General features: G+C 58.5%; 17 protein-coding genes, 2 pseudogenes and 1 riboswitch. Of the genes and pseudogenes, 1 reads left to right on the top strand and 18 read right to left on the bottom strand.

Going from position 1 to position 22034, the window contains the following annotated elements; translation table 11 throughout:
* Positions 1-64: 64 nt before the first annotated feature.
* The 18 genes and pseudogenes from cobN to rbfA form a co-directional block, all read right to left on the bottom strand.
* Positions 65-3748 carry a cobaltochelatase subunit CobN gene (gene cobN / locus HMPREF9334_RS10510; RefSeq protein ID WP_006693445.1) on the bottom strand — a complete coding sequence of 1228 codons (3684 nt, stop codon included), beginning with the start codon at positions 3746-3748 and terminating at the stop codon, positions 65-67.
* On the bottom strand, positions 3745-4848 hold the full coding sequence (locus HMPREF9334_RS10505; protein WP_006693444.1) for an adenosylcobinamide amidohydrolase: 1104 nt from the start codon (positions 4846-4848) through the stop codon (positions 3745-3747). Before HMPREF9334_RS10505 ends, cobN begins: the two co-directional genes overlap by 4 nt.
* A 4-nt stretch (positions 4849-4852) precedes the next feature.
* Positions 4853-6751, bottom strand: a complete 1899-nt coding sequence (locus HMPREF9334_RS10500) for a VWA domain-containing protein (protein WP_006693443.1) — start codon at positions 6749-6751, stop codon at positions 4853-4855.
* 19 nt (positions 6752-6770) lie between these two features.
* Complete coding sequence (locus HMPREF9334_RS10495; protein WP_006693442.1) at positions 6771-7802, bottom strand: magnesium chelatase ATPase subunit I; 1032 nt, start codon at positions 7800-7802, stop codon at positions 6771-6773.
* The gene (locus tag HMPREF9334_RS10490) at positions 7799-8854 is read right to left on the bottom strand and encodes a radical SAM/SPASM domain-containing protein (RefSeq protein WP_006693441.1); all 1056 of its coding nucleotides are present in this window, start codon (positions 8852-8854) and stop codon (positions 7799-7801) included. Before HMPREF9334_RS10490 ends, HMPREF9334_RS10495 begins: the two co-directional genes overlap by 4 nt.
* 224 nt (positions 8855-9078) lie before the next feature.
* Positions 9079-9293, bottom strand: a riboswitch (cobalamin riboswitch).
* 235 nt (positions 9294-9528) lie between these two features.
* On the bottom strand, positions 9529-9927 hold the full coding sequence (locus tag HMPREF9334_RS10485) for an ExbD/TolR family protein (RefSeq protein ID WP_006693440.1): 399 nt from the start codon (positions 9925-9927) through the stop codon (positions 9529-9531).
* Positions 9924-10612, bottom strand: a pseudogene (locus tag HMPREF9334_RS10480) (MotA/TolQ/ExbB proton channel family protein). Before HMPREF9334_RS10480 ends, HMPREF9334_RS10485 begins: the two are co-directional and overlap by 4 nt.
* A gap of 36 nt (positions 10613-10648) precedes the next feature.
* On the bottom strand, positions 10649-11785 hold the full coding sequence (gene msrB / locus HMPREF9334_RS10475; protein WP_006693439.1) for a peptide-methionine (R)-S-oxide reductase MsrB: 1137 nt from the start codon (positions 11783-11785) through the stop codon (positions 10649-10651).
* Positions 11786-11813: 28 nt separating this feature from the next.
* Positions 11814-12509: a uracil-DNA glycosylase gene (locus HMPREF9334_RS10470; protein WP_006693438.1), complete on the bottom strand. Its 696-nt coding sequence runs from the start codon at positions 12507-12509 to the stop codon at positions 11814-11816.
* On the bottom strand, positions 12484-13476 hold the full coding sequence (gene folK, locus HMPREF9334_RS10465) for a 2-amino-4-hydroxy-6-hydroxymethyldihydropteridine diphosphokinase (RefSeq protein WP_006693437.1): 993 nt from the start codon (positions 13474-13476) through the stop codon (positions 12484-12486). Before folK ends, HMPREF9334_RS10470 begins: the two co-directional genes overlap by 26 nt.
* Positions 13470-13844: a dihydroneopterin aldolase gene (gene folB / locus HMPREF9334_RS10460; protein WP_006693436.1), complete on the bottom strand. Its 375-nt coding sequence runs from the start codon at positions 13842-13844 to the stop codon at positions 13470-13472. Before folB ends, folK begins: the two co-directional genes overlap by 7 nt.
* Positions 13845-13846: 2 nt before the next feature.
* Complete coding sequence (gene folP, locus HMPREF9334_RS10455) at positions 13847-14692, bottom strand: dihydropteroate synthase (protein WP_006693435.1); 846 nt, start codon at positions 14690-14692, stop codon at positions 13847-13849.
* Positions 14664-15269 carry a GTP cyclohydrolase I gene (gene folE, locus HMPREF9334_RS10450; protein WP_006693434.1) on the bottom strand — a complete coding sequence of 202 codons (606 nt, stop codon included), beginning with the start codon at positions 15267-15269 and terminating at the stop codon, positions 14664-14666. The genes folP and folE overlap by 29 nt, the downstream gene beginning before the upstream one ends.
* Positions 15270-15338: 69 nt before the next feature.
* The gene (gene dapA, locus HMPREF9334_RS10445; RefSeq protein ID WP_006693433.1) at positions 15339-16226 is read right to left on the bottom strand and encodes a 4-hydroxy-tetrahydrodipicolinate synthase; all 888 of its coding nucleotides are present in this window, start codon (positions 16224-16226) and stop codon (positions 15339-15341) included.
* A gap of 68 nt (positions 16227-16294) precedes the next feature.
* Positions 16295-19216 carry an insulinase family protein gene (locus tag HMPREF9334_RS10440; protein ID WP_006693432.1) on the bottom strand — a complete coding sequence of 974 codons (2922 nt, stop codon included), beginning with the start codon at positions 19214-19216 and terminating at the stop codon, positions 16295-16297.
* 404 nt (positions 19217-19620) lie between these two features.
* On the bottom strand, positions 19621-20496 hold the full coding sequence (gene truB, locus HMPREF9334_RS10435) for a tRNA pseudouridine(55) synthase TruB (protein WP_006693431.1): 876 nt from the start codon (positions 20494-20496) through the stop codon (positions 19621-19623).
* Between the two features lie 3 nt (positions 20497-20499).
* Positions 20500-21447 carry a DHH family phosphoesterase gene (locus HMPREF9334_RS10430; RefSeq protein WP_006693430.1) on the bottom strand — a complete coding sequence of 316 codons (948 nt, stop codon included), beginning with the start codon at positions 21445-21447 and terminating at the stop codon, positions 20500-20502.
* Complete coding sequence (gene rbfA / locus HMPREF9334_RS10425; protein WP_006693429.1) at positions 21444-21818, bottom strand: 30S ribosome-binding factor RbfA; 375 nt, start codon at positions 21816-21818, stop codon at positions 21444-21446. Before rbfA ends, HMPREF9334_RS10430 begins: the two co-directional genes overlap by 4 nt.
* A 79-nt stretch (positions 21819-21897) precedes the next feature.
* Here rbfA and HMPREF9334_RS12695 point away from each other — a divergent pair.
* Positions 21898-22002: pseudogene (locus tag HMPREF9334_RS12695) on the top strand (secretion protein HlyD); the annotation flags it as partial.
* Between the last annotated feature and the right edge of the window lie 32 nt (positions 22003-22034).

Below are 22034 nucleotides of genomic sequence, written 5' to 3'. Positions count from 1 at the left end.
AAACGCGCGGCACAACTGCTTGAAGCCGCCGTCGAAAAGGCTCCGCGCCGTTTCTTGAATCTGTTCACACTACACCCTCCGCACGTTCTTCAAGATCGCCCTCAATGGAGAGGTAGAGACTGCGCAACTCCGCAAGGGTCTCCTTCGATGCGTTCCACAGCCCGCGCTGCTGCGCCTCAAGCAGTGTCTCTGCCATGCGATGAAGCGCCCACGGGTTGACCTCCTGCATCCATTCCTGCATCCCTGCGTCAAGCACGTATTTGCGTGCGTAGCCCTCGTACATCCAGTCCTTCATCACGGCGCTCGTCGCGTCCCACTGATAGCTGTGCGCCAAATAATTGGCGAGATCGGAGGCGCCCTTGTAGTCATGCTTTTTCATGCCCTCGATGAACTTCGGATTCATCGCTTCCCCGCGAAAGAGACGCGCCGCCTCCTCCGCCACGCTGCGCACAGAAATGCGCTGCCGATCGCTCGAATCGCCCGTATAGGAGCGCGGTGCCTTGCCTGTCAGTGCCCGCACGGTCGCAATCATGCCGCCGTGGTAGGCGTTGTAGTCGTCCGAGCTGAACATGTGCGTCTCGCGCGTATCCTCGTTCTTGACCGTGACATCCAGCCCCGCCATGCGCCGCTGAAAGACCTCGGGATCATAGCCGCGTGCGTATCCGTCGCCGCCGTATGCCGTCCCAGAGAACCGCGTATAAACAGCGGCAAGATCATCCAGTGTCTCCCACTCCTTCGTCTCAAGCAGGTCGCCAACACCTGCGCCATACGCCCCCGGCGGATCGCCAAAGATGCGCACGGAGGCGCGTTCCCATGCGCTCTCCCGCGTCTCGCCCTGTTCCTCAAGCCACGCGGTATCAGAGAGGACATGCTTTCGCACATAGTTCTCCGCATTGCTCTCGTCGAGGTCGCGCACCATGCGCACCGCCTCGTCCACCCAATGCACGGCATTCGGAACAGCATCGCGGAATAGTCCGCTGATGCGTGCCGTCACATCGATGCGCGGACGCTGCAATTCTGCAATCGGGATAATCGCAAGTCCCGAGACGCGCTGCGACGGACGCCGCCACACAGGACGCACGCCCATGAGATAGAAAAGCTCGGCAATGCACTGCCCGTGACTACGCATATTCGATCCCGCCCAGAAGACGATGCCGACTGCCTCGGGATAGCGCCCCTCATCGCTGATATACTGCTCGATGAGCGCGTCCCCCAGTTGTTTTCCATATTCCCACGCGGCGGGCGTCGGCATACAGCGCGGATCAAGACCGTAGAAATTGCGTCCCGTCGGCAGTACGTCAACGCCGTTCGTCGTCGGCGCACCCGCAGGACTCGGCTCGATGTAACGCCCCGTAAGAGCACGCAGCGTCTCCGTAATCTCCCCTTCCGTACGGCGCAGACGCGGCACCATATCCTCCACAATCTCGTGCAGGGCATGAAGAAATGCTGTGCGCTCCTCCTCTGCGGCGGCGGCAATCACAGACAATCCCATTGCCTGCTCGACGACCTCCGGTGCGTAGCCATGTTCGGCAAGGAAGGAGATGAGCGCACGCATCTCCGCCTCGACCGCATCCAGTTTTCGCCCGTAGGTCATGCCGTCCGCCGTCATGCGCTCGCTGTGCGTGAGCAGCTCCTCATAGTCATAGCCGAACTGCGCCGCAATCAGACGGACGAGGGATTGCTCCCCGCCGTGCTCCATGCGCATGAGCGCACACAGGAAATCGATCAGCTCCTCGCCCTCGGGCGCACACCCGAGGATATGCAGCCCCGTGCGGATCTGCATATTCTTGATGTCGGTCACATAGTTGTGCAGGGCATCGGCATAGTCGTCAAAAGAATCGCCTTCGTCGATTTCCCCCTCAAAATGACAGGCGGCAGCCTTCTCGCGGACAAGCGTCTGCGCTGCCTCGATATTCTCCGGCTGCGCTGCGCGAAAATGGACGTATTCATCAAGAGCCTGTTCCAGCTCCTCGATCTCCTCAAACGCCCCCGCCAGCTCCATCGGCGGCGAGAGATGACTGATGAGGCACGCCGCACCGCGCCGCTTTGCCTGAATCCCCTCCCCGACAATCGTGATCCAGTAGGGATAGATGTCCGGCAGATCGCCGAGGGATACATCCGGATAGCAGGTGCTCGATAGTGCCGTTCCCTTTCCCGGCAGCCATTCGAGCGAGCCGTGCGTCCCGACGTGGATGACCGCATCCACCTTCCATACATCGCGTAGCCAATGATAGTAGCCGATGTAGTGGTGCGTGGGCGCAGCATCCGGCGCGTGCAGGAGCTTGCCGGGATCCTCGCCGAAGCCGCGCGGCGGCTGCACTGTGATGAACAAATTCCCGTTGAGCGTCCCCGGGATGAGCAGTTTCCCGTCGTAATTGAACACGTCGCCGGGCGCATCGCCCCAGTCTAGCGCGAGCTGCGTGCGCACCTGCTCGGGCAGCTCCGTGAAAAAGGCACCGTACTGCTCTGCCGTCAGCTGTCCGTCTGCCGCCGCTGCCTGCTCCGCACTCATGAACCGTCGATCATTCGTCACATGATCCGTCAGCAACTTCATAAATGCCTTGCTGCTCTCGGGAATCTCATCCACGACATAGCCCGCCGCACGCATTGCCCTCAGCAAGCGGAGCACGCTCTCGGGCGAGTCCAGTCCCGCCGCACTGCCGATGTTCGCGTTCGTCGGCGGGTAGTTGTGGAACACGATCGCGACTTTCTTCTTTGCGTTCGGCTTCCGGCGCAGCGCCGCCCATTTCCGCGCCTTTCGGGCAATGCGCTCCATGCGCTCATCCAGTGCCGCATAGCTGACTTCGCCGCGCTCATCGCGCACCTTTGCCGCGATCGGAACGGCGTGGATCACACCGTCAAACTCCGGCATGGCGACGCTCATCGAGACCTCCATCGGGTCAAGCCCTGCCGGCGACTGCTCCCACTCCTCCTTTGGCGCAAGCACCGTATATGCCTCCAGAACAGGCACACCGAGCGCATAGAGATCCTCGATGCGCGTGCCGCCCGCCTTGATGGAGAACTTCATCGTACTGATGATGACATCGACAAAGGGCTGTCCGTCCCTGCAAAAATATTTCCGAATCGCATCCATCAGCGTCGGCGACGCTACGCGTTCGTCACGGTAGGAGTTGGAGAACACGGCGATGGCGTTCATCCCCTCCCGTTCAATCGCATGTATGAGCGCCGTATGATAGGTGAAATCGCCCGTAATCCACTCCGCGCGATAGAAAATTACGCCGACCGTCGGACGGCCCTCTTTGTAATGAGCAGCGAGATAGCCCGCAATATCCTCAGGATTTCCCTGCCATCTCGGATGATAGACACCGTTCCACGCAAGCGGCACGGGCGGTGCTGCGATGTAGGAAAGCCCCCCGAACTCTCTGCCAAGCCAGAGAAAGAGATTGCGCATATTCTCCTCGCCGTCATAGCGAAAATATGCCCATGCCCGCTGAATCTGCTCCTCCGAGAAACTGTACGTTACCTTGTCATGATCGGCATTGTCCACGACGATCAGATGGGGAATCCGATTCCTCTGCAAGTCACGCGATGCCTTCTGCAAAAAAACATTGTCCAGTCCCGTCCCCATCCAGAGAAAGAGATGGAGATCCGCCGCCGCACGCATTGACCTCCAGTCGTCCATGCCGTCTGCGGCGCACACGCATACCTCGGGTTCTTCCATCAATGCGGCACAACGACGTGTAAGAGCGGTAACGCGCAGAATATTGGTATAGACTGCAATCCTCATACCGTCCCGCCTTCTTCGGGCAGGTTCTCCGCCCTCGCACAGACAGAATCCACAAGGAAGGTCGCCAAAGCCTGCATATAGTCCTCTCCCGCCTGTCGCTCCGCAGGCAGGGGAACATCCGCACGGTGCGCCATCTCCATGAGAAAATGTGCACCCATCATGTGCGTTTCTTCCTCCGTGAGCAGCCCCCACAAAAATTCATCGTAGAGATGTATATAGCTCACGCCGAGGGCAAAGACACCCGAATGCTCCCCAAACTCATGAAGGATCTGCAAAAAACGAGGCTTGATAAGCCGCACGGTCTGCACCCGCTCCTCATAGTCATGCCAGAGCGTGTCTCCGGTAATGCCGAAACGGCGCAGACGACGCAGCAGATTGTGCTGGTGCGCAGGGGTCAGCCCCGACTGTTTTCCAAGCGCCTCCTTGACCGCAGTCATGACCGACTGACCAATCAGCTCGCCGAGTTTGGAGTGCTTTCCCGCGCCCTCGAAGTACAGCGGTGAATCCGTATTGGCGACGACGATCGTCTGATCTGTGCCAGAGCCGGTAGCAAGCCCGCAAGAGTAACGGCTGTCTGCCATGAGTTCCTGCAGCGCCGCCGTCTTTGCCTCCGTACAGGTCACGAGTGCACGCGCAAGAATCCCCGGTGGCAGATCGGCATCGATCACGAGAATAATGTTGATCGTCCCACATTTCTTCGGTACTGTCTTGTAATACGATGCCGGATCGCCAACGCGTCCCCCGTTCGTCTCCACGCCGCCCGTCACAATGGCGGTCACCGTGAGTTCCTTATAGCTGCGCGACTCTATGGAGACGTTCTCCATCTGTGCGGCGGTTCCCATCCCCGTTGTACGGTTCGGATCCAGACCGATCTTCTGCGCAACGATGCGCATACTCTCCACATAGGTATCCGCGAACGTCTCGCAGGGCATACCCGCGCCCTGCGTCATATCACGGTTGAACACTGCGGTAAAATCCTCATGGTACCCCCCGTTGTAAAGCGAGGTGCTGAGCACCTTGCGCACACCCGAAAAAAACAAAACAAGGCTCTTGTCATATCGGTAGATAGTGTCCCCCGTCGTCAACTTTGCCAGTTCCACGATTCTATTGACCTCCTGTAAGTCTGCGGGATGCGCGGACAATCTCCAACACGCCCTCTGCCGAGAGCTGATCCAATGTGTAATACCGCGCTCCCATGCGGCGTGCGAGTTCGGGCGCAATACCGACGCGCGGAACGGCGTGCTCTGTATCAAGGACGAGGGCAAGCGTCTCTGTCCCCGCCAGTTCCTCTGCCGCACGTAGCGCACGCTGCATCCCGGCGTCCCCCTCTTTGGCATTCACGCGCCCATCTGTGACCAAAACGAGAACATTCTTCCCGCTGCCCCTGCGCTCCAACGCGCGCAGCATTTGCAGCGCATGGGCGATCCCCTTGGCAAGCGGCGTCCGTCCGCCCGTCGGCAGGTCGCGCAGGAGCTTTTCCGCCAGTTCCACGCTGCGCGTCATCGGCAGGAGCGTCTCCGCACGGTCGCGTCGAAAGGCAGCAAGCCCCACACAGTCACGCTTTTGATACGCCTCCTGCAGGAGGGCGAGAATCGCCCCTTTCACCATGCGCATACGCGCACGCGCTCCCATCGAACCGCTCGCATCAACGAGAAAGAGAATGTTCGCCGCCGTGCGTTTTGCACGCACCCAGACGCGCACATCCTCGGGATGTATGACAACTGCTTGATTCCCTTGACGCATACGCTGATGGGGCGCAGCTGCACGCAGCGTGGCAGAGAGTGCGAGATCGGGGCGAACACCCGTCTGCGGCAATCCCGTGCGCATACAACGGCCATCCGCCATATGCCTACGGATGATGTCGCGCTTGCCGCTCTTCCCCCCCTGCACACGCAGCGTCATACGCAGCAGCGAGAGCCGCGCCATCACATTCTCAAGTGGAGCGTCAACGCTCTCATCTGCATCGGCGTGCCTTGTCTCCTCCGAGGACGGGGATGCCTCCTCCCCATCCCGCGCAGAGTCCTGCTGCCCATTCTCCTTTGTTGGCTCCTGACGCTGCGTCTCTATGCCCTCATCCTGCGGTGCATCCGGCATATCAATCTCGCCTTGCTCCGATACATTCCCGTCCTCGGGCAGCGGCTGCTGCTCCTCCTGCGATCGGCTCATTCGATGTACGAGCACGAACGCCGCCGCCTCCTCCACGTCTGCGGGCATAACGAACGATCTGCCCGCAAGCGCAGCAAGCGCACGCGCCGCCTCAATGAGATAGATCTCTGCATGGTTGCCGACACAGTGCGCACGCAGGACACATGCCGCCGCAAAATGCAAAATGGCAGACGGGACCTCTACATCCGGCAGCAGCACACGTGCACGGCGAATTGTCGCAGCGAACACTGTTTCCTGCGCCTCGTATGACGCACGAAATCCCGCAGGATCGCGCTCGTATGCGAGCACCCGCGCAGCAATCTCCCTGCGCTGCGCGGGGTCACTCACATCCTCCATCGACACAAACAGACCAAAGGCATCCAGCAGTGAGGCACGAAGCGTTCCCTCGGCGGGATCCATCGTACCGACAGGCGTATAGGAAACCTCCTCGGTGAACGAAAGCCCGTCCCGTTCGAGGTGAAAGAATTGATCCCCCGCACATTTTAGAACCGCCAGCAAAATATCCTCGCGCAGGAGATTCACCTCGTCCATATAGAGAACGGTATTGCTTGCACGATGGAGCAGCCCGTGCCGCAGGCGGCGTTCTCCTTTTTGCAGAGCCGTCTCCATGTCGATGGTGCCAAAGACCATGTCCTCCGATGCGCCAAGCGGCAGCTCAACCATGCGTCCCGTCGCCGTGAAGGGTGCAGCTGCACGGACAAGAAGGGATTTTGCCGTGCCGCGCGTACCGGAGATCAGAAGAGCACCCGCACGCGGGTTCACCAGAGCAATCGCAAGTGCGCGGCGTGCCTGCTCCTGCCCGACGACGGCAGTCAGCGGATAATGCGACGTGTCCAAGTTTTTCCTCCGAAAACGATCATGAGGCTTCTCCCAGTATCGCGTCCACCATACTCCAATCGACCGCCTCCTCCTCAAAGGGACGGCGGCGCATACGATGTGCAAGGACGAGGCGGCTGACACGCCGAAGATCCTCCGGCGTAACCACACTGCGCCCTGCAAGTGCTGCGTGTGCAATGCCCGCTTTGATGAGTGTGATGTCCGCGCGATGCCCATCAACCCCGAGTGTCAGTGAGATCTGCACCGCATGGTCAAGGATTTCATCCGGTACCTCCACGCGGGAGACGCGTTCACGCGCCTCGACAATCTGCGTGCGTAGGCGTTCCTGCTCCGCTGTATACGCCGCCGCAAAGGCATCGGGGTCGCGCTCGTAGGCAATTCGCCGACGAATCACCTCAACACGGCACGCGGCATCGTGCTCACCCGTTACCGTCATCGAGAGGGCAAAGCGATCGAGAAGCTGCGGACGAATGTCCCCCTCCTCCGGATTCATTGTACCGATGAGAACAAATCGCGCAGGGTGCGCATAGGAAATGCCCTCGCGCTCGACCGTATTTACCCCCATGGCCGCAGAGTCGAGCAGAATATCGACAATGTGATCCTCAAGCAGATTGACCTCATCCACATAGAGGATATTGCGGTTCGCCGCCGCAAGGATACCGGGTTCAAACTCCTTGCGCCCGTGTTGGATCGCCGCCTCCATGTCAAGTGTCCCGACGACGCGGTCCTCCGTCGCGCTGACGGGCAGCTCCACTACGCGCATAGGGATCTTCTCCGTGGGGAGCGATACGCTCTCCTGCTGCTTGCTGCGACAGGCATCGCAGCATAGATCGGGAAGCGCAGGATCGCAGTGACAGGCACAGCCGCGCACTGCGTCCAGAACCGGCAGGAGTGCTGCAGCAGCGCGAACAGCGGTGGATTTCGCCGTCCCCTTCTCCCCCTTGATGAGCACACCGCCGAGCGATGGCATGATGATACTGAGGAGAAGCGCCGTCTTCATCTCCTCCTGCCCGACGATGGCAGTAAACGGATAAACTGTTCTATGTTTCATGCAAATTTCCCTTCGTTATACTTCCACGGAGTCGGTACAGTCTCCCGAATCGCCGCACGTTTCAGCACACACTCCGGCATATACGGAGCACTTCTTTCCACCCCACGCGCATAGCATGCACCGCCGCAGACCGAAAAGTCGGCACACGCCCGACAAAATGCCATAGCATTCTGCATCTCATGTACCAATTCTTTCTGTCTCCATTCATAGATCCCCTGCTTCACATTGCCGAGCAGGAAACGCACATCGCCGACAAAGGAGGAACAGGCGTAGATATTCCCAACTGGATCGACGTGAGCCCCTGCCCCGTTCATCGCGTGACAGTGGGAAAATCCACAATCCGAGCGGCGCGCAAGACATGCCGCCTGATCTGCCTGTGAGATGGTTATGGGACGTCCGCTCAAACTCCCGAGCCTCCGATTCAGTGCAAAGACCTGCGTTATCGCCCGCGCCACATCCTCAGCACGCGCGGACTGAACAGAGCCGCCACGCCCCTGTCCGCGCAGGAGATCAAAACCCACACGGCGCACATTGCCGAGATAGTATGCCATCTCGATGACGCCGGAGAGATCCCTGACATTCTCCGCCGTGACAACGCACGTCAGACCGATCTCGATGCCGCGCTGTGCAAGCATCTGAATCCCTGCCGCCACATCTACCGATGTTCCACGTCCATCCGGATAACAACGCAGTGCATCGTGAACATCAGGTCTGCCGTCGAGACTGACACCGATACCGATGCGTGCGTTGCGCAGGAAATCTGCTGTCTCCTCGGTCAGCAATGTGCCATTGGTCTGCAAATCCATACGTGCCCGTATCCGATTGGTGCGGATATAGTCCGCAATCCGGCATAGCAGAGGAAGTGCCAGCAGCGGCTCGCCGCCCGAGAACTGAAGGATAAAGGACGTACCGCCCGCCGCCGCGAGGTCAATCGCACGCCGCGCCGTCTCCCACGTCATCGTGCGTGGGTCTTGCCCTGCGGCGTAGCAGTATCGACACGCAAGGTTGCAGGTCCCTGTGAGACTCAGCACGAGCATCCGCAGCGGCATCATTCCTCACCTCCACAAAGGACTCAGAGCAGACCGTGTGTACCGATCCGCAGACGCACGCCATCGCATTCTGCCCTGTATTGCAACACGCTCCATGCACCACATTTATATTTTGAAAACCTTTAGGCATAGCAAAAAACAAAAGTCCCTTTCTGCGGCAACAGAAAAGGACTTATTTTCACACAATGAAAGGATACGAATCCCCATCCCCATCACTCGCAGGTCAAACGGCGATTGTTAATCAGGCAGTTCTCCTGACTCCAGTTCATCGCGCACCTGCGCCTTCCCAGGACTCCCCCAGTGACGTTCTCGGAAATACGATCGCATTTCCATGCAGGTTTGCTCACTGTTACAGTGGCGGGACCGCTCCGGCTTCATGAATACCGATTCATTCACCAGATTTTCTTTTAAGTATCAAAACACCTGATCCAATTACTATAAAGTTTTCATAATAGACTTTGCAATAGGAATCACTGATAAAATAAAATCCGTCAGATTGGTGTAGATTTTCCGCCGAAGTGCGGACAAAAAAGATGCGTCAAAATGGCGCGGTTGAATTTATCAGTGCTTCCTAAAGATAACATTGGAAGAAGTACTTGTCAATGCGCCAAAGAAATATTTCGAGCCGTGCACCAGAAATGAAAAGAGCGAAACCACAATGACTTCGGTCTTTTCATTTACTCCGCCGCAAGTCCGAAGCGCGTGATCCCTTCCTTGCGGAACTTGTCCAGCAGCTCCATGACGCCGCTGTAATTCATATCCCCATCTGCGCGAACGACAACGGCAAACCGTGCATTCTTCTGACTCTCGGCACGCGCACGGCGCAGGAGAGTCGCCTCGTCGATCTGCTGATCCTCAAGCCAGAGCGAGCCGTCCTTACGCACGGTGACGAGATAGGTGACGTTCAGCTGTGTCTGCGCTGTCTGCGCTTTCGGCAGATTCACGTCCACCGTCCTCAGATTCACCATATAGAGCGTGCTCATGATGAAGAATACGAGCAGGAAAAACATGATGTCGATCATGGGGATAATCATGACCTCGGGCTTTTCAAATGCCCTTCTGTCGCGCAGCCTCATCCCTCATCACCTTCCGAGGAGTCTCCCGTGTGCAGAGAGGTCTCGATCACGCCCTTGACCTCCGCCGCACGCGCCAATTCGATGCGGCTATTCTCCGCAGCAGAGAAGCACATCTCCATGTCCGTAACGATGTTCTCGATGCGCTGGGAGAAATATGCGTGCACAGAGAGTGCGATGATGGCAACACAGAGCCCCATTGCCGTTGCGATCAGCGCCTCGCCAACGCCGCCCGTAATAGCGCTCGGCTCACCTGACTCAAGGTTAAATACGCTGAATGCCGAGATCATGCCGCTGATTGTACCGAGCAGACCAAGAAGAGGCGCCATCGTGACGATCACGCTCAGATAGTACATACGGCTACGCAGCTTCGAGAGCGCGAGCCGGACTGAATCTCCATGTAGGAGGACATCTTCCGCGAGTTTTTACTGTTCTTCGAGATTGCGCTGAACAGAATGTCCGCTATCGCACCGCGGTGTGCGTCCGTCAGCGCGAGGGCATCCTTATAACGCTCGTTGGCAACGTGGAGCATAAACGTACGCGCGAACGCACGCCCCGCATCCGCACGCGCAAAATAAAATGCACGCTCAATGCCGATAAAGACGACAAAGATCGAAGCTGCCAGCAGGAAATACATGATGATGCCACCGTGCCGAAAAAACTCGATCCCCTGCGAAATAAACTCCATAATCCGATGCCTCCTATATCCCCTAATATTTTAGACTTATTTTTCCAATAGATAGAGATAGTCGCCGTATCCCTCCGTCTCCATCTCCTCCTTCGGAATAAAGCGCAGAGAGGCACTGTTGATGCAATAGCGCAGACCGCCCGTTGCCGCAGGCCCATCATTAAAGACGTGCCCCAGATGTGCGCCGCTGTTCGATGCTGTCACCTCAGTACGAACCATGCCATGCGATCGATCCTCGTGCTCGGCAATGAGTGCGCTGTCAATCGGGCGCGAGAACGCCGGCCAGCCGCAGCCCGAGTCGTATTTGTCCGTTGAGATAAAGAGCGGCTCGCCCGTCGTGATGTCACAGTAAATTCCTGCTCGGAATTCATGATCGTATTCGTTGAAAAACGGTCGCTCCGTTGCCTTCTTCTGTGTGACCTCATACTGCAGATCCGTCAGGCGTTCCTTGAGCTCGGCATCCGACAGTTTTTCATATATGCGCTGCACCGCCCCCTTCTCCGTTCTCTCAGCATGCTCTGCAGCGGCGCGTTTCTCGCGCATCTGAGCAATGAGGGCAGGCGAGATGTGGCAGTAACCATTCGGATTTTTCTCAAGATACTCTTGGTGCTCCTCCTCCGCGCGATAGAAGTTCACAATCGGTTTCACCTCGATCGCAACAGGTTTGCCGATGCGCTTCTGCAGGGCATCGAGGGATGCTCGTATCACGCGCACATCATCGCTCTCACCGCCGTCCGCATTCGGCACGTAGTAAATGCCCGAGCGATACTGTCGACCAATATCGTTGCCCTGCCGATCCACCGCCGTCGGGTCAATGGAGTCATAAAACGCCGTCAGGATCTCGTCGAGAGAAACAAGCTGCGGATCGTAGACAACATGAACTGCCTCCGCATGACCACTCCCGCTGCAGACCTCACGATAGGAGGGATGTGGGGTTGCTCCGTTTGCATAGCCGCTTTCCGCTGAGACCACGCCGTACACAAGGTCAAGATACAGTTCCGTTCCCCAGAAGCAGCCACCCGCAAGATAGATTTCCTTCTGTCCATACACGGGGGCATTCGCCTGCACAATCTCATGCGGCATCTCCGCCGAAGTCGCAGCGGGCGCGCCGCATCCGCCAAGACAGGCAAGCAATCCGAGTGCGCAGATATTACGCAGGGATGAAAATTTCATGATAAACACCTTTCCATTGTATTCAAAGTCACGCCTTAATCTCCTCCGCCGGCGGCAGCTGCCACGCGATCGGCGTCTCACCTTCCCGCACCAAGAATTCATTGACGCGCGAAAAGGGATGGCTGCCGAAGAAGCCGCGGTGTGCCGAGAGCGGGCTCGGGTGCGGCGACTCGACGATGAGATGGCGCGGATTCGCGATGAGGCTGCGCTTCTTCCGTGCAGGGCTGCCCCAGAGGATAAAGGCGAGCGGACGCTCACGTGCACCGAGCAGTCGAATGATGTGGTCGGTGAACCGCTCCCAGCCGTGCCCCGCATGGGAGGCCGCTGCGTGTGCGCGTACGGTCAGCACCGTATTGAGGAGAAGCACGCCCTGCCTTGCCCATGGGATGAGACAGCCGTGTGCGGGTGGTTGGATCCCGAGATCATCCTGCATCTCCTTGTAAATATTGAGAAGGGATGGCGGCGGATCGATGCCGATCTGCACGGAAAACGAAAGCCCGTGTGCCTGCCCGTCACCGTGGTATGGATCCTGTCCGAGAATGACGACCTTTGTATCCGCAAAGCTCGTATAGTGCAGCGCGTTGAAGATCGCAAACATATCAGGATAGATGCGCTTCGTGCGGTACTCCTCGATGAGAAACTGCCGCAGTTCCCGATAGTAGGGCTGTGCCATCTCATCCGCGAGGAGCTCCTGCCAATCATTTTGAAAAATTTCCTTTGCCATGATAAATTCTCTCGTAAAGTTCAAACATACAGTATTCTCCGCGCCGCAACTCTGTCCGAGCAAGGCCATCGAGCGGCGGCAGAAAGACATCCGCGCCATAATCCCCCGTAAGACGCGTCACATAGGCGCGGCGCACATAGGGCAGCAGGAGACGATAGCACGCCGCGCCGCCGATGGCAAAGATCGGTCGTGGCATTTCGCTCACCAACCGACCGAGCAGTGCCCACAGTTCGACAAGATCATGTACGACACGAAAGCCCTCGGCGTGCTCCACTGTCCGCGAGAGCACGATGTTCTCGCGCCCTGCAAGTGGTCGGCGGTCAGGCAGACTCTCCATCGTACGCCGCCCCATAACGACAATGCCGCCCATCGTCGTGCGGCGGAAATGTGCCATATCCTCACGGCAATCCGTCAGCAAGCAGCCATCGCGCCCAATGCCGCCCGCCTCGTCACAGGCGGCGATGAGTTCGAGGGGATACGGCTCAAAGATTTCCGATGCGCGTACAATCCCTGCCGTATCGACTGCAGCAAGCCACGCCGCAATGCTCTTACCGTTCACCATCAGATCGGGCGCAATCTCCGCAAGCGGCACAAGCACAAACGCACGCTCCGTAAGATAGGGATGCGGCAGGGTCAGCCCCCCATCCGCATACGTCACCCCCTCGATATGCAGAATGTCGAGGTCAATCGTCCGTGCCCCCCAGTGCTCGTGACGCACGCGTCCGAGCTCATGCTCGATGCGTTGGAGTTCACCGAGCAGTTCGTGCGGCGCACCGTCAAGCGAAATGCGTGCTGCCGCATTGAGAAACGACGGCTGATCGGTCTTCCCCCACGGCGGCGTTTCGTAGAAATGCGATACCTGCTCCACGTGCACAGAGGAAAGCTCCGCCACACGCCGCAGTGCCGCACGCATCGTCTCCCCGCGCGCACCGAGATTTGCTCCGATACCGATGTATGCCGTCAGCATACGAGGTCTTTCCTGCGGCGCAGGATCGTCACACCGACATCGGAGAATATGCCGTCGATGGGTGCAGTCGGTTTATGCACCGTCACGCGCACCCATCGAAGCACATCGAAGTCCCGCAGAAGATCGTCCGCGATCTCCTCTGCAAGTGCCTCAATGAGATATTTCCGTGTGACCGTCAAAACTGTGGACACAACATCATAGACCTTGGCATAGTTCACCGTATCGTCAAGGTCGTCGCTCTCCCCCGCCGCTCGCAGATCGAGCCCCATCTCCACATCTACCTCGAAGGGCTGCGGCACTTCCCGTTCATGCGGCAGTACGCCGTGACACGCCATAAAGCGCATCCCGCGCAGAAAAATTCGATCCATACCTACGCTCCCAAAATCGCGTCCGTCATACGGCACATCCGTGCAATCGGCTTCACATCATGCACGCGCACAATTGACGCGCCGCGCTCAATCCCCATGACGCACACCGCCCCCGTCGCCTCCATGCGCTCCGTGACAGGCAGATCGAGTGCCGCCCCGATAAAGCTCTTGCGGCTCGCGCCGAGAAGCACGGGATAGTCCACGCCGTCATACGAGATGAGTTCATCCATGCGTCTGAGAACGTGCATATTCTGCTCCGCCGTCTTGCCAAAGCCGATGCCCGGGTCAAGGATGAGATTCTCACGCGAAAGCCCCGCCGTGTCCGCTATCGCAAGCGAGCGTATAAAGAACGCACGCATTTCTCGGATGATATCCCCGTCATACGTTGTTTCATTTTGGTTGTGCATGACGACAACGGGCACGTCCGCCTCGGCAGCAACACGCGCCATCGCTTCCGGCTCCTCCGCATACTGCAGACCCCAGATGTCGTTCAGCATATGCGCACCCGCCCGCAGTGCCGTACGTGCGGTCTCTGCCTTGAACGTATCCACGGAGACGGGCACGGGACACTCCGATAGGACTGTCTCAAGGAATGGCAAAAGCCGCTCCATTTCCTCTGCTGCCCCCATCGGCACAAAGCCGGGACGGCTGGACTCCGCGCCAATGTCGATGATGTCCGCGCCATCCCGCACCATCTCCTCCATATGGCGCAGCGCCATATCCCGTGTATTCCATTTGCCGCCGTCCGAAAACGAATCCGGTGTCACATTCAGAATCCCCATGACGAGCGTCCGTCCGCCAATCGTCAGCTCCTTGCCGTCACGAAAGCGATATATTCTCTGCACCATGATTCCTCTCTCCGAGCATCTGCCACGCCTGTAATTCCATCATTTTGTCCTCGCGAAAGCCCCCCCGACACGTGGAGGTCGTCGTTCGCGTTCCGTGTGCATGCGCTCCGCGCATCGTCATACAGAGCTGCCGCGCGTCGAGAACGACAAGAACGCCCTCCGCACCGAGCCCCTGCTCGATCTCCCGCGCAATATCTTCCGTCAGCCGCTCCTGCAGCTGTGGACGTTGTGCCATGCGTGCAACGAGCCGCGCGAAAACACCAAACCCAGCCACACGTCCTGCGTGCGGACGATAGACAATATGTGCCGTCCCAAAGAACGGGAGCAGGTGGTGCTCACAGATAGAGTGAAAGGAAATGGATCGAACGGCGACAAGCCCGTCCGTCTTCTCCGTCAGCACATCCGCCCAGAGATCCTGCGTATCCGTATGCAGCCCTGCGAAAAGCTCCGCATAGAGCGCAGCCGCACGCGCAGGAGTTTCCTCCATTCCCTGCGCCGCAAGATCAACGCCGACCGCCGTGAGGAATTCGCGCATGGCACATTCTGCACGCGCGAGATCGACTTTATCCTCTGTCACCGCACTCCGTCCTTTCCATATCAAAAACGCTCCCCCGCGCTGCACTGCACAAAAGGAGAGCGTCTGACATCATTTCAGCAGATTGTGTGCACGCAGTGCCGCGTCGAGCTGCGCCGCATGCGCGGGCTCCATCTCCGAGAGCGGCATACGCAGGGGACCCGTCTCATAGCCAAGACTGCGCATCGCTGTCTTGACCGGGATCGGATTGACCTCACAGAAAAGTGCGTCGATGAGGTCGGCGTATGCAATCTGGAGCCGCGCCGCCTCCGCAACGTTCCCGTCGAAATAGTTCTGACAGATATCGTGCGTTGCCTGCGGCGCAACATTTGAAAGTACGGAGATAACCCCCGCGCCGCCGAGCGAGAGGATGGGCACGATCTGATCGTCGTTGCCCGAGTAGACCGCGAGCTCGTCGCCGACTGCCGCACGCAGACGCAGGATCGCAGAGAGATCTCCGCTCGCCTCCTTCACCGCGACGATGCGCGGATGCTTTGCGAGTGCGGCGTACGTCTCCGTCTTGATGTTCACGCCCGTACGCGAGGGCACATTGTAGAGAATCGCGGGGATGCTCACACTGTCCGCGATCTTCGTATAGTGGGCAATGAGCCCGTTCTGCGTACACTTATTGTAGTACGGGGTCACGAGGAGCAGCGCATCCGCCCCGACCTTCTCCGCATACTGCGAGAGCTCGACCGCATAGGCAGTTTCGTTCGAGCCGGTTCCCGCCACGACGGGGATACGCCCCTTAACCTGCTCCACCGCAAAGCGGATTGCCTCGCGGTGCTCTGCGTCCGTCATCGTCGCAGACTCACCTGTCGTCCCCGTAATGATGATGGCATCCGTACCGCCCGCAATCTGATCGTCAATGATACGTCCGAGTTCGGGATAATTTACGCCTGTTTCCGTAAACGGCGTGATAATGGCAACGCCGGCACCACGGAAAATCGTCTTTTTCATGGCAGTTCCCCCTTCAGTTTATCTTCTGCTATTATCCCACGCGCAGCGTGAAAAGTCAAAAACTTTCCTCACGTCCGCAGCGCAGGACGAATCTCCCCAAAGAGTGCCTCGTTTGCGCGAATCTTCTCCTCGCCGCCGAGCACGCAGCGCACATTTTCACGCATTGCCGCCTCAATCATCGGCGCGAGTGCGCGCACATCTTCCTGACGTGCCGTGAGAATCTCCGCGCGCGCCTTCTGGCGATCCTCCCATGTAATGCCGCGCAGGTGGAACGTCGCCGCAATATCGCCCTTCATCTGCGGCGTGAGCGGCGCATCCACACTGCTCATCGTGCCAATGATGAACTTGTCCATCTCGCGGTCGGACACATCGAACGAGCGCACATAGTCCGCCGTCTCATCGAGCACCGCGAACGTCTCCGCGAGGTTCGGGTCGCGGTAGGAGGAAAAGATCATAAAGCCGTTGCGGTTGAACTGCGTCATCGCACCGTACGCGCCGCCCTGCACACGGATCCGCGTCCAGAAATAGTCATAGCGCAGCAGCGTCTCAAGCACGCGCAGAACGCCTGTGTATTTGTACCCCAGCTTGATAAAGTTTGCACCCTTCGCCACGTACTGCACGCGGCTCTGCGTCATCAGTCCCGCGTTCTTCGGCGCAATCTCCCATGTGTACGACGCTGCGGGGAAGGTCTTGGATGAGAGCTTCTGCCGGAACGCTGTAAGCTGTGCCGCGACTTCATCGTAGTTCACTGCAGGTGTGGTAACGCTCACCATCAGATCGTTTGCATTGAAAATCTGCGGCAGGATACGTGCAAATGCCGCCTGCATCTCCGCATGACGCGCCATGAAATCATCCTTGAACGTGCGCAGGAAGTCGTGGAACGGCAGCCCGCCGACCTCGGCATAGCAGCCCGAGGGCATGAGATCGGCGGCGATGCGCGACGCAACAACCTGATTTGCCGCACGCTGCAGGGACAGCTCCATGCCCGTCTTTTCCTCGTCGATCAGCTCGCGCACGCGCTTTGTGCCCGAGAAATCGCTCTCCGTCATAATCTCCGCGAGGAGGTCAAAGAGCCGTGGCAAATTCTCACGCAGCACCTTCGCACGCAGCTTGAAACGCGGTGCAAGTGAGTCCGGCTCGCCTGCACGCGTATAGGCGACAATGTCCGCGCCGAAACCGCCCGTGTAGAGACTGCGCAGCATCGCGAGCTCCGCATAGCTGTGCCGCGCGGTATCGACTGCGCCGAACATCTCGGCGAGGAGGTACGCATACGGCAAATCCGCCTGTGCGATCGCCGCCATCGGGAAGTAAAAATTCAGATAGACAATGCCGTTTGTCTCAAGATCCGAGTAAAGAATCTGTGTCCCTTCGAGGTCACGCACCTCAAGCGGCAGACGCTCCGCGTCCGCACGGATGTCGGAGCGTGCGAGAATCGGAATCGACGCGAGTGCCTCCTCCGAGTCCGCCTCCTCCTGCGCTGCCTTGAGTGCCGCGCAGGAATCCATCACCTTCGCGATCTCATCGGTGCTCATTGCCGCTTTTTTCTCCGCAAGGATCGCCGCCTGTGCCGCCTCACGCTCCTGCCCGAGCGTACGGCTTGGCGCGAGCGTCACGAGAGCCTCGTGTGGATTCTCAAGGAAGGATGTGCGAATCACCTGCTCGAAGTAGTCCTTTTCCAAACCATCCTTCAACTCTGCGAGCACATCCTCATAGCGCAGGTAGTCTGCAGGCGCACCGTCGTAGAGCCACGTCTTCATCATGCGGATGCCGTAGATCAGCCCCTTCGGCGAGGAGCCAAAGTCCGACTCGCGCAGACGGAACTCAAGCGTATTGAGCGATGCCTGCACGAGCGTGTGATCGAGCCCGCCGTCCGCGAGTTTTCGCAGCGTGTCCTTGACGATCCGCACAAATTCATCGGCGCGTGCCGTCTCCGACTTGCTCACGATGATGCTGAACAGCGGCTGCAGGATGTCACTCTCATAGTTCGAATCCACATCACGCCCAAGACCTGCATCGATCAGTGCCTGACGCAGCGGTGCGCCCTGCATCCTGAGAAGCGCGTGATCGAGGATCTGCAGTGCCATCACGCGCTTGCGGTCGGACGTGTCGCCGATGACCCAGTTCAGCGAGAGGAAACTGTTTTCCTCCAGTGGTTCCTCCGTCCCAATGGGATAGAAATGCGCCTTTTCAACGCGCCCCGCGAACGCCTGTTGACGGTCGATGCGCGAGGGCACGGAAATCCGCTCGAAATGCGAGAGGTAAGCACGGTCGAGATACGCAAGTTTTTCCTCGATATCCATATCCCCGTACAGATAGATGTAACTGTTCGAGGGATGGTAGTATCGCGCGTGGAAGTCGAGGAACATCTCCTGCGTGAGCGTGGGGATCGCCTCTGGATCGCCGCCCGACTCGCAGCCATACGTCGTATCGGGATAGAGCGCCGCCATGATACGGCTGCCGAGCAGATCGTCGGGCGCGGAGAGTGCGCCCTTCATCTCGTTGTAGACCACGCCGCTGTAACGCAGAGGAGCATCCGCATCGTCAAGCTCGTAGTGCCAGCCCTCCTGCATCAGCACCTGCGGATTCGTGCGCATGGATGGATAGAACACCGCATCGAGGTACACATCCATCAGGTTTTGAAAGTCGCGGTCGTTTCGGCTCGCGACGGGGTACATCGTCTTGTCGGGGAACGTCATCGCGTTGAGAAACGTGTTGAGCGAGCCCTTCACAAGCTCCACAAACGGCTCCTTCAGCGGATACTTGCGCGAGCCGCAGAGCACGGAGTGCTCCACGATGTGCGCCACACCCGTATCATCCACGGGCGGCGTGCGGAAACTGATCGAAAAAACCTTGTTGTCGTCCGCCGTCTCAAGGAAAAAGAGCCGTGCCCCCGTCTTCTCGTGGACAAACGTATGCCCCCGCCCGTCCGCCTCCGCAATCTCCTCCGAGCCAGTCAGCCGAAAGCCGTGGATGATGTCATCTATCTTCATGTAAAATATCCTCCTTTGTCATTCCTGCCATTATAGCACAGAGAAGCATTTTCGCAAAATAAAAGGGGACTGTTGCACGAAGCTAGAAAACTTCATGCAACAGTCCCTTGTTATTATGTCAGCGGTATCGCTACAAGCGCCCCTTCCACCGCTACGCGGTCCCCCTCCCCCGCGCCGAGCGGTCAACGTCATCCAATCACACTTCGCTTACGCTTGTGTTCTTGGGACGTTTTCCCATACGACCTGTCGCCCAATCAGCTTCGTCCTACGGACTTGCTTCTTGGACAGGTCAGCAACGGGGGAGGCTGGAATTATGGCATCTTAGCTTCCCCTGTCGCAACGGGGGAAGTGGCGAGCGCAGCGAGCCGATAGGGGCGTTCATGCAACAGCCCCCAATATTTCATTCACATCGGCGGGAACGCCTTCGCAGGATACATCTCCTGTTCTGCCGCATCATAGCGTCCGATGCCAAGAAAAACGCCCTCGGCATACACACGGTAGCAGCCCTCGGCAAGCTCCATGCGCCGCTCCGAGGTCGAGAGCCCGCTGTAGAATGCCTTCACGCGCTGCGGGGCGAGCTCATATACCGGCAGATCGAGGGCAGTATCAGGAGAACACAGAGCTATCTCCCGCACCTCGGCAAGTTCCTCAAGCGTATACGAATCCGTGAGCATAAAGCCGCCGACGCGCGTGCGCAGAAGGAAGCGCATCGTCGCAGGCAGTCCGAGTGCCGTGCCGATATCCGTGCAGAGCGAGCGGATGTATGTCCCCTTCGCACAGTCCACATCGACGAGGATGCGCGCATGTGCGGCATCCGCATGGACGAGATCCAGTCGGTCAATGCGAACCGTGCGCGCCCTCATCTCCACCGCCGTCCCCTGCCGCGCGAGATCATAGGCACGCTGTCCCCCGACCTTGATCGCAGAGTAGGCGGGTGGTGTCTGTTCGATCTCTCCGACAAATTTCCCGAGCACACTCCGCAGCTCCTCCTCGGACGGCAGCATGGGATTCTCCACGCGCTCAATCACCTCACCGTAGACATCTCCCGTATCCGTCGCGTAGCCAAACGCGATCTCCGCACGGTAGGACTTGTCCGCGCCCTCCATATACTCCACGAGACGCGCGGCACGTCCGAGCGCAACGGGCAGGATCCCCGCCGCCGCCGGGTCGAGTGTCCCCGCGTGCCCCACGCGTTTCTGCTTAAAAATACGCCGCACAATGTCAACGACATCGTGCGACGAAAGCCCCGTAGGTTTCAGTACATTGATGAATCCGTCCACGTCTTAACGGTTCAGCTCCTCCCCGATTGCCTCCAGGATTGTTTTCTTCGCCTCATCGAAGGAACCATGAAGCGTGCAGCCCGCCGCGCGGATATGTCCGCCGCCGCCGAAGCCCTGTGCAATGCGCGAGACATTCGTGCCCTTCGATCGCATACTCACGCGGTAGGTGTCCTGCTCAAGCCACTTCATGAAAAAGACGACCTGCGTCCCCTCGATCACGCGCAGGGCATCGAGCAGCCCCTCCGTCGTCGTGACTTCCTTTGCCCGTTCCTCGTCGATAAAGACCGCCGCAACCCTGCCGTCATAGAACATCTCCAGGTTCTTGATGGCGCGTACCTGCGCCATGACTTCATCGTAGGATTTCAGCTCCATCGCCACGGCGATGATATTTGGTTTTACCCCGATCTCAATGAGATCTGCCGCCGCACGCATCGTATGCGGCGTGGTGTTTGAGAAGCGGAAGAATCCCGTGTCCGTTGCCATCCCCGTATAGAAACAGGTCGCGGCATCGAGCGAGAAGCTGCCGCCCATCACGTGTACGAGGTCGTGCATGATCTCGCAGGTTGCGGCGTAGTCCGGATTCAGATAGAGATACTCCGCCGCCTCATCGTTCGTCACATGATGATCGATGTTGAGCACGCGCACGGCATCGACGGCATCAAGCACTGCGCCTGTGCGCTTCAGCTCCACATCACAGACAATGAGGAGATCCGCCGTATAGCGTGTTCCCTCTGCGGGACGCTCAATCTGCTCAATCCCCGGCAAAACGCGAAAGATACGGGGAATCTCATCGTCAATCAGGACACGCGCATCCTTACCCTGTTCTCTCAGATAGTGCATCAGCCCGAGCGTCGATCCGATACTGTCCCCATCGGGACGGATGTGCGAGGTGAGGATGACGGTTTGCGCGTCGGCGACCATCTGCGCCGCCTGTTCGAGTGCGATCTTCATACCGTCTCCTCCTTTTCCCCCGCAGGTTTATCCTCGTGAATCTCGTTCAATAGCCGCTGAATGTGGTCGCTGTAGTTGAGCGATGTATCGAGCGCAAAGCTGATCTCTGGCGTAAAGCGCAGTCGAATGCGCTTCCCGATCTCACGGCGCACAAAGCCGAGCGAACTCTCCAGCCCGTGCAGCGTATCGCGTGCCTTCTTCTCGTCACCCATGACACTGACGTAGATCTTCGCCTCGCGCAGATCCTCCGTACACGCGACGGATGTGACCGTCACAAAGCCGATGCGCGGATCTTTCAGCTCATTGAAGATAATATCGCTGATTTCCTGCTTCATCAGCTCCTGTAGTTTTTCAACGCGAACCTTTGCCAAGGTGCGCCTCCTCTCTCTATAGGAATCACTGATAAAATGAAGTTCGTCAGATTGGCGTAGATTTTTTCGTCCGAACTAGGAGACAAACCGGACGCATAGCAAGGGCTATGTGGAGGATTTGCCGACGAAGTGCGGGCAAAAAAGATGCGCTAAGATGGCGGTGCTGAATTTATCAGTGCTTCCTATACAAAGGGGTACAGCCCCTGTCCCGACGGA

The organism is Centipeda infelix ATCC 43532 (genome assembly GCF_000234095.1).
In the GTDB taxonomy this organism is placed as follows: Bacteria; Bacillota; Negativicutes; order Selenomonadales; family Selenomonadaceae; genus Centipeda; species Centipeda infelix.
Note: the sequence above shows the minus strand (reverse complement) of the source record. Positions and strands in the feature narration are given on the sequence as shown.